Annotated in this window: 6 protein-coding genes; 4 read left to right on the top strand and 2 right to left on the bottom strand. The window is 67.5% G+C overall.

Translation table 11 applies throughout. The features are described 5' to 3' along the window. From AC1DYX_RS24960 to AC1DYX_RS24945, 4 genes are all read left to right on the top strand, one after another. A partial coding sequence (locus AC1DYX_RS24960; protein ID WP_477263884.1) for a bifunctional UDP-4-keto-pentose/UDP-xylose synthase occupies window positions 1-726 on the top strand: 726 nt, incomplete at its 5' end. A gap of 10 nt (window positions 727-736) precedes the next feature. After that, window positions 737-1,678, top strand: coding sequence for a polysaccharide deacetylase family protein (locus tag AC1DYX_RS24955; RefSeq protein WP_477263882.1), 942 nt, complete (start codon window positions 737-739; stop codon window positions 1,676-1,678). A 104-nt stretch (window positions 1,679-1,782) separates the two neighbouring features. Beyond that, complete coding sequence (locus AC1DYX_RS24950) at window positions 1,783-2,232, top strand: peroxiredoxin (RefSeq protein WP_477263886.1); 450 nt, start codon at window positions 1,783-1,785, stop codon at window positions 2,230-2,232. A gap of 220 nt (window positions 2,233-2,452) precedes the next feature. Next, window positions 2,453-4,291: a PhoH family protein gene (locus AC1DYX_RS24945; protein ID WP_477263880.1), complete on the top strand. Its 1,839-nt coding sequence runs from the start codon at window positions 2,453-2,455 to the stop codon at window positions 4,289-4,291. A gap of 76 nt (window positions 4,292-4,367) precedes the next feature. On the opposite strand, the gene AC1DYX_RS24940 is transcribed toward AC1DYX_RS24945, so the two are convergent. Then, on the bottom strand, window positions 4,368-5,141 hold the full coding sequence (locus AC1DYX_RS24940) for a FecR family protein (protein ID WP_477263878.1): 774 nt from the start codon (window positions 5,139-5,141) through the stop codon (window positions 4,368-4,370). Then, a partial coding sequence (locus AC1DYX_RS24935; RefSeq protein WP_477263876.1) for a beta strand repeat-containing protein occupies window positions 5,107-8,011 on the bottom strand: 2,905 nt, incomplete at its 5' end. The genes AC1DYX_RS24935 and AC1DYX_RS24940, both read right to left, overlap by 35 nt.

Below are 8,011 nucleotides of genomic sequence, written 5' to 3'. Positions count from 1 at the left end.
GCCGCCAAGTACAAGAAGCACCTGATCTTCCCGTCGACGTCGGAAGTCTATGGCATGAGCCGCGACGCCGAATTCGATCCGGAGAACTCGGAACTGGTCTATGGTCCGATCAACAAGCCGCGCTGGATCTACGCCTGCGCCAAGCAGCTGATGGACCGCGTGATCTGGGGTTACGGCATGGAAGGCCTGAACTTCACGCTGTTCCGTCCGTTCAACTGGATCGGTGCCGGCCTGGATTCGATCCACACGCCGAAAGAAGGTTCCTCGCGCGTGCTGACGCAATTCTTCGGGCACATCGTGCGCGGCGAACCGATCCAGCTGGTCGACGGCGGCCACCAGAAACGCGCCTTCACGTACATCGACGACGGCATCTCGGCGCTGATGAAGATCATCGAGAACAAGGACGGCAAGGCGACCGGCCAGATCTACAACATCGGCAACCCGACGAATAATTATTCGATCCGCGAACTGGCCGACATGATGCTGAAGCTCGCCGCCGAATATCCGGAATACATGGCCGGCGCGCAAAAGGTGCAGATCGTCGAGACCAGCTCGGGCGCGTACTACGGCGCGGGCTACCAGGACGTGCAGAACCGCGTGCCGAAAATCGAGAACACCATGAACGACCTGGGCTGGGCCCCCTCGGTGCCGATGCTTGAGGCCTTGCGCCACATCTTCGACGCCTACCGCGGCCAGGTCGCGGCGGCCCAGGCCCTCGTCGACTGAGGAACCGGCCTTGGCACCGCTGCTCGTCCTCAAGATCGACGTCGACACCTACCGCGGCACGCGCGAAGGCGTGCCCAACCTCGTGCGCATGCTGAAAAGCCACGGGGCAGGTGCGACGTTCCTGTTCTCGCTGGGGCCCGACCACACGGGTTGGGCGATGCGGCGCGCGCTGCGCCCCGGCTTCTTCCAGAAAGTCTCGCGCACCTCGGTCGTGGAGCACTACGGCTTCAAGACGCTGATGTATGGCGTGCTGCTGCCCGGCCCGGACATCGGCGCGAAGACCGCCGCCGAGATGCGCGCCGTGCGCGACGCCGGCTTCGAATGCGGCATCCACACGTGGGACCACGTCTGGTGGCAGGACAATGTCCGCGGCCGCGACGCCGCCTGGACGGACCGTACGATGAAAAAGAGCGAGCAGCGCTACGCCCAGGTGTTCGGCGAGGCGCCGCACACATTCGGCGCGGCCGGCTGGCAGATGAACCAGCATGCCTTCGCCCGCCACGACGCCGTGGGCTACCGCTATGCGTCGGACGGCCGCGCCCAGCTGCGCGCCGATGGCTCGCTGGCCGACCCGGACGCCGGCCCGTACCGCTACCAGGGCCTGTCGCACATCCAGATGCCCACCACTCTTCCCACGCTGGACGAGCTGCTTGGCCGCGAGATCGACGGCACGGTCATCGACGAGGGCAATATCGCTGCCCATTTGCTCAAGCTGACGGCGAACCCGCAACGTGATCACGTGTATACCTTGCACGCGGAGCTTGAAGGACAGAAACTCGCCCCCATATTCGAGCAGCTATTGTCAGGCTGGAAAGCCCAAGGGTACCAACTTGCCTCGATGGCGGACTATTATGAGAAGATAAAAGCGAGTCCACTGCCGGAATATCCGGTCCAGTGGGGCGAACTGCCGGGACGGTCAGGCGAACTGATCATCCTCGATACCATGAAGTGAACACGCGGTGCCAGGCCGCGAGACAGGAGAAACCCGTGGCCGAAAGCCCAACCGCAGCACCCGATTCCGCCGCCGGCGCCGCCGCGCCCGTGGCCAACGAAGTGATTGCCAACTTCAGCGCACCGATGACCAGCGGCCAGACCTTCGAGCTGTCCGGCCGCCCGGCGCGGTACACGGTGCTGTACTTTTATCCCAAAGACAATACCCCCGGCTGCACGACGGAAGCCATGAACTTCCGCGACCACCACGACGAGATCACGGCGCTCGGCGCGGCCGTCTACGGCATCAGCCGCGATTCCCTGCGCTCGCACGAAAACTTCAAGTCCAAGCTGGGCCTCCCCTTCGAGCTGATTTCCGATCCGGACGAGGCCGTGTGCACCCGGTTCGACGTCATGAAGATGAAGAATATGTATGGCAAGAAAGTGCGGGGAGTGGAGCGCAGTACATTTGTCATTGACGCTGACGGCAGGTTGGTGAAAGAATGGCGTGGCGTGAAAGTCCCTGATCACGTCCAGGAAGTGCTGGAATTTTTAAGGTCAAAGAGCCAGCCTTGAAGAGCGGGCTGGCGATGGAGTCGACAAACCTTTTGCCGAGCGTTCGCCTATTTTGAGTCACAGTTCTACCTCACCGCATCATTCCGATCTGGCAGCCGGCCAGGGCCCCCGTCCGGGCTGGCCGGCGCCTCCACAGCTCCCCCCAGTTGCATCTGTCTGCCCGGCGGCGCGCGCGTGCCGCGCGGTGCGTTTTTCCGACTTTTTTTAGATTGAGACCCTGATGCCACTGCCTAAAATACCCACCAAGCCGGCAACGATCCTGCTGGCCAAGGATTATCCCAGGGCCGAACCGGGCAAGTCGCCCGTGCGCGTAGCCGCGAAGGCGGAAAACGACCCGGTCGAAGACCTGATCAGTGGCGCGGCCGTGCCGGCCCCCAGGACCGCGAAGCCGCGCAAGTCGAAGGCCGCGCTGCTGGCCGAGGCGCCTGCGCGCGAGGACGCTCCGGCAGGCGCGCCTGCTGTCGAGGCACCGGCCACATTGCCGGCCCCCGCACGCGAAGAAAAGCCCGCAAAACGTGGCAAGCTGAAGGCTGAGGCCGAGGCGGCGACGGCCAAGCTGCGCGAAACGGACATGAACGAACCACATCCGGCCAAGCACAAGCCGGTCGAGGTCAACGTCAAGTCGCAGGCCAGCCGCAAGGCCGACACGTCGGGCGCCACGAAGGTGTTCGTACTCGATACCAACGTCCTGATGCACGACCCGACCTCGCTGTTCCGCTTCGAGGAGCACGACGTCTACCTGCCGATGATGACGCTGGAAGAACTCGACAATCACAAGAAGGGCATGTCGGAAGTCGCGCGCAACGCGCGCCAGGTCTCGCGCACGCTGGACGCGCTGATCGCCAACGTCGACGACGACGCCATCGAGACCGGCATCCCGCTGGCCAAGCTGGGCAACAAGGATGCGAAGGGCCGCCTGCACTTCCAGACCCGGCTGAACGGCGCCGCCCTGCCCGAGGGTCTCCCGTCCGGCAAGGCCGACAACCAGATCCTCGGTGTCGTGCGCGCGCTGGAAGCCGAGCAGCCGGGCCGCGCGATCGTGCTGGTGTCCAAGGACATCAACATGCGCATCAAGGCGCGCGCGCTGGGCCTCGCGGCCGAGGACTATTTCAACGACCACGTGCTGGAAGACACCGACCTGCTGTACGCCGGCATCGTCCAGCTGCCGGACGACTTCTGGACGAAGCACGGCAAGGGCGTGGAATCGTGGCAGGAGATCAAGGGCGGCTACTCGTCGACGTTCTACCGCGTGACCGGCCCGCTGATCCCCACGCTGCTCGTGAACCAGTTCGTGTACCTCGAGCCGAAGAACGGCGAGGCGCCGCTGTACGCCCAGGTCAAGCAGATCAACGGCAAGACGGCCGTGCTGCAGACCTTGCGCGACTATTCCAGCAACAAGAACAACGTGTGGGGCATCACGGCGCGCAACCGCGAGCAGAACTTCGCGCTGAACCTCCTGATGAATCCCGAGATCGACTTCGTCACCCTGCTGGGCCAGGCCGGCACCGGCAAGACGCTGCTGGCGCTGGCCGCCGGCCTCGCGCAGGTGCTGGAGACGAAGCTCTACAACGAGATCATCGTCACCCGCGTGACGGTGCCCGTCGGCGAAGACATCGGCTTCCTGCCCGGCACGGAAGAAGAAAAGATGTCGCCGTGGATGGGCGCCTTCGACGACAACCTGGAAGTGCTGATGAAGTCCGACGGCGACGCGGGCGACTGGGGCCGGGCGGCGACGCAGGACCTGATCCGTTCGCGCATCAAGATCAAGTCGCTGAACTTCATGCGCGGCCGCACGTTCGTGAACAAGTTCCTCATCATCGACGAGGCGCAGAACCTGACGCCCAAGCAGATGAAGACGCTCGTCACGCGCGCCGGTCCGGGCACGAAGATCCTCTGCCTCGGCAACATCGCGCAGATCGACACGCCCTACCTCACCGAAGGCTCGAGCGGCCTCACGTACGTGGTCGACCGCTTCAAGGGCTGGGGCCACAGCGGCCACGTCACGCTGGCGCGCGGCGAACGTTCGCGCCTGGCGGACCACGCGAGCGACGTGCTGTAACGTTCCACGGCCGCACAAAAAAGCCTGCGTACCCGGAAGGGACGCAGGCTTTTTTTACGTGCCGCGTTCCGCGCTGCTAACGCACGATGCAATCGACGCCGCCATGCTGCGCCGCCGCACCCTGGGACGCGAGCGGTCCGCCGCCTTCGCCGCCGAACGATGGCGGCGGCACGAATTGCAGGGCTGGATGCGGCGGGACGACGACGGGTGCCTGGTTCACGGCCGGCACGTAACCGAACTGTCCGGCCGGGAAGTTCTGGGCGCCGCCGGCGTTCGTCACGACGATCATCCCGTCCAGTACGGCCAAGTGCAAGCCGGGCGCAAGGTCGGACCCGGACATGGCCGGGTCGAGGCGCGGCTCCTGCGCCGGGACCTCGACCCACTGGGCGACGAACGTCGTGCCACGGATGCCGATCGTGGCGGTCGGCGTCTTTAGCTGGAACTTCTCCTTGTTGCGCTTGCCCAGCAGGCCCGTGAGCGAGCGCAGGCCGCCCTTCACGAGGCTGAACGCGGCGCTGTCGCCGTCCGGTTTCTCCGCATCGTAGGCAAAGTTCTCGATCTTGAACGTGGTGCCGGGACGCAGCGTGATCTCGCTGTTGTCGATGAAGCGGATCTGCGCATAGGTGTTCTTCTCCGACACGAGCGTATCGCCGCTCTCGACTTCGGACTTGGGCGCCAGCACCTTGACGGTACCGTCGGCCTTGCGGTCCATCAGCGGGCCGCTCAGGTGCGCCACCACGCCGACGACCTGGCCCGCCCAGGCCGCGCCGCCGGCCAGCAGCAGCACGGCGCAGACCAGCGTCCACGCCAGCGCCTCAATTGCAGTACAGTTTGGTCGCAGGTTTTTCATTCTTGACTCCAGTGTGTTCCGCTTGCGCCTCGCCGGCCTGGCGTTCGCCCGGCTTGACGGCCGCGCCGTCGCCGTCGCCGTTGGGCGCGCCGCCGCCCGCGACGAGCGTCGCGGCGGCGGGGACGGCCGTGTTGATGAGTTGGACGGTCGTCTGTACCGACTGGGCCACCGGCGTCCCCTGGCCGCCCTGGCCGGTGCCGCCGCTGCCGCTGAACGTCACGCAGTTGGCGTCGCCCGGATGCGTGCTGCAGAACGACGCCGTCGGCAGCACGGCCTCGCAGCCCGCCGTCGCCGCCGCCGCCGCACACGCCGCAAGACTCGGCAGACGCACGTCGCAGCCCTGCAGGCTCGGACTGCCGATGCATTGGGCCAGCGTCGGCAACACGACGTCGCAGCCGGCCAGAGCGCTGTTGCCCTGGCATTGCGTCAGCGTGGGCAGCACGTCGCCGCAGCGCGGGCCGGACGGATCGATCATGCATGCACCGAAAGCGGCCGCCAGCACCTGGGCGCAGCCGGGGGCCGCGTGGTTGGCGAGGCAGGTGTCCAGGGTCGGGGTCGGCGTCGAATCCGGCATGCCGTCCTTACCGTTGTTCACCCGCAGCCGATCCGGACTGGCGACGCCGACCGTGTCGGCCGCGATCTGCGTCGTGCCAGCCGTGATGACGACATTGCCGCTGCCCGAAGCCACGCGCGCGCCCGCCTCGACGGTCAGTGCGCCGCCATTGTCGGCCAGCAGGCGCACGTTGCCGCTGGCCGTCGTCACGCGGCCCTGGATCGTGAGCGGGCTGTGCGTCGTCAGGTCGATGTCGCCCCTGCTGGTGCGCACTTCACCGCTGGCGCTGCCGTCGCCGCCCTGGTAGGCCGGCACGGTCATGCCACCCACGCTGTCGATCGCGATCGCGCCGGCGTTGCCGTCGCCGTCCTGCACGGCACGTGCCAGCATAAGCGGACCATTGTTGGCAATGTTGATCGGGCGGTCGCCCGTGCCCTGGTTATAGGCCAGCAGCACGCCGGTGCGCGTCTGCAGTGGATTCGTCGTGGTGCCGATGCCGGCGCTGGACGTGAGCGACAGCGTGCCGGCCTGCAGCAGCCCGGTCCCCGCGATGCCCGCCGCGTCCACGGTGGCACTGGCGCCGGCGGACACGCCCGCGTCGAGCGCCAGCGCACCGCCGCTGATGAATTGCAGGCTGGCGTTGGGTGCCATGACACCCTTGAGTCCATCGACCGTGCCGATGGAGAGGCCGTCGCGCGTCGTCACCTGGAACAGGTTGCCGTCGACGTTGCCGGCCAGTGTGCCGATCGCGTTGGCACCCGTCAGCACGACCTGGCCGCCGCGCAGTGCCACGGCGCCCGCGTCGACCGTGCCGTCGCCGGTTTCGTAGATGCCGGCGGTCGACGCCAGCACCACCGTGCCGGCCTTCATGGGCGCCTTCAGCGCCAGTTCTCCCGCGCCGGCGTCCAGCGTAAGTTTCGCGGGCGCGCCGCTGCCCGTGAGGGCGACGGCGCCGGCCACGTCGATGCCACCGAAGCCGCGCGCAAGCCCGCCGATGGTCACGTCGTTCGCCTTCACGTTGTTGAGCGAGGCCTGGGTGAGCACGAAGCCGTCCGTACGGGCATCGCCGCCGACCGTGAGATGGGTGGCGGGGCTGTTCGGCATCAGGCTGATGCTGGCGGCCGACACGGTCGCGCCCAGCGCCAGGCGGTCACCCTGGAGCAGCACGGACGTCGACGCCGTCAGCGGCGCGGCGATGTCGACCAGGCCGCCGACGGCGTACTGGCTGGCGACGAAGCGGCTGCCGGAGTTCGCGGACAGGTCCACGGGCGCACGCACGCGGATGTCGCCGGCATTTTCCAGCACGAGGGAGGACGCCAGGTTCAGCACGCCGTCGACCGTCACGGGGGCCGTATGCCCGCCGTTGCCCACCTTGATCTCGGAGAGATTCGTGCTCAGGCGCTTCAGCGCGGCCGCGTCCAGCACGAGCGCTTCGGTGCCGCCGGTTGCCGTGCCGGTACGCGTCTGCGCCGCCGTGTCCAGCGCGAGCGTGTCGGTGCTGGCCGTTGTCGTGCCGGTTCCCTTCGGCGCGGCCGTGTCCAGCGCGAGCGTATCCGTCCGACCCGTTGCCGTGCCGGTTCCCTTCGGCGCGGCCGTGTCCATCGCGAGCGTGTCGGCGCCGGCCGTTGCCGTGCCGGTACGCGTCTGCGCCGCCGGGTCCGGAGCGGGCGCTTTGGTGCCGGCCATTGCAGCACCGATGCTGATGGGCCGGCCCGGTTCGGCCGACACGAGCGCCAAGGTCGGCAGCCGGTCCGTACCGGCGATGTTCCCGGCGAACGTCATCTGGTTGGCGCTGACGTCGATGTGGTTGCCGGTCTTGAGCGTGCCGTTCGCGCCCAGCGTGAACGCATTCCCCGCAGCGAAATGGAGATCGCCGCCGGCGCTCACCTGCGCATCGATGCGGATGTCGTTCCCCGCGTGCGCGCGCACGCTGCCGGCCACGTCCAACGCGTCGGTGACGGTGAGATCGTGCTGGGCCTGCAGGACGACGTCGGTGCCGGCCGCCGTCAGCGTGGCCGGCGCGACGCGCGTGATGCCGGCCGCGGTGTCGCCGGCCGCCGGCATCACGTCGTCCGTCCCCGCCGTGCCGCCGGCCACGACTTCGATGTCGTACGGGTCGAGCAGCCACGTGCCGTTCCGGCCTTTGCGGCCCGCCGCGTCGACCGCGATACCGTCGACGTCGAGAACGTGGCCCGACGTCTCGATCGCGCCGCCGGCCACGCTGCCGCGTGCGGAGACGGTGCCGTGTACGCTGGTCGCCCCGTCGGACCACAGCACGACCTTGCCGCCGTTGCCGTCGCTGCCGTCGGCGCGGATG

It is taken from the genome of Massilia sp. P2_C2 (assembly GCF_056404615.1).
The sequence above is the reverse complement of the archived record's forward strand: the minus strand, read 5'-3'. Positions and strand labels throughout refer to the sequence as shown.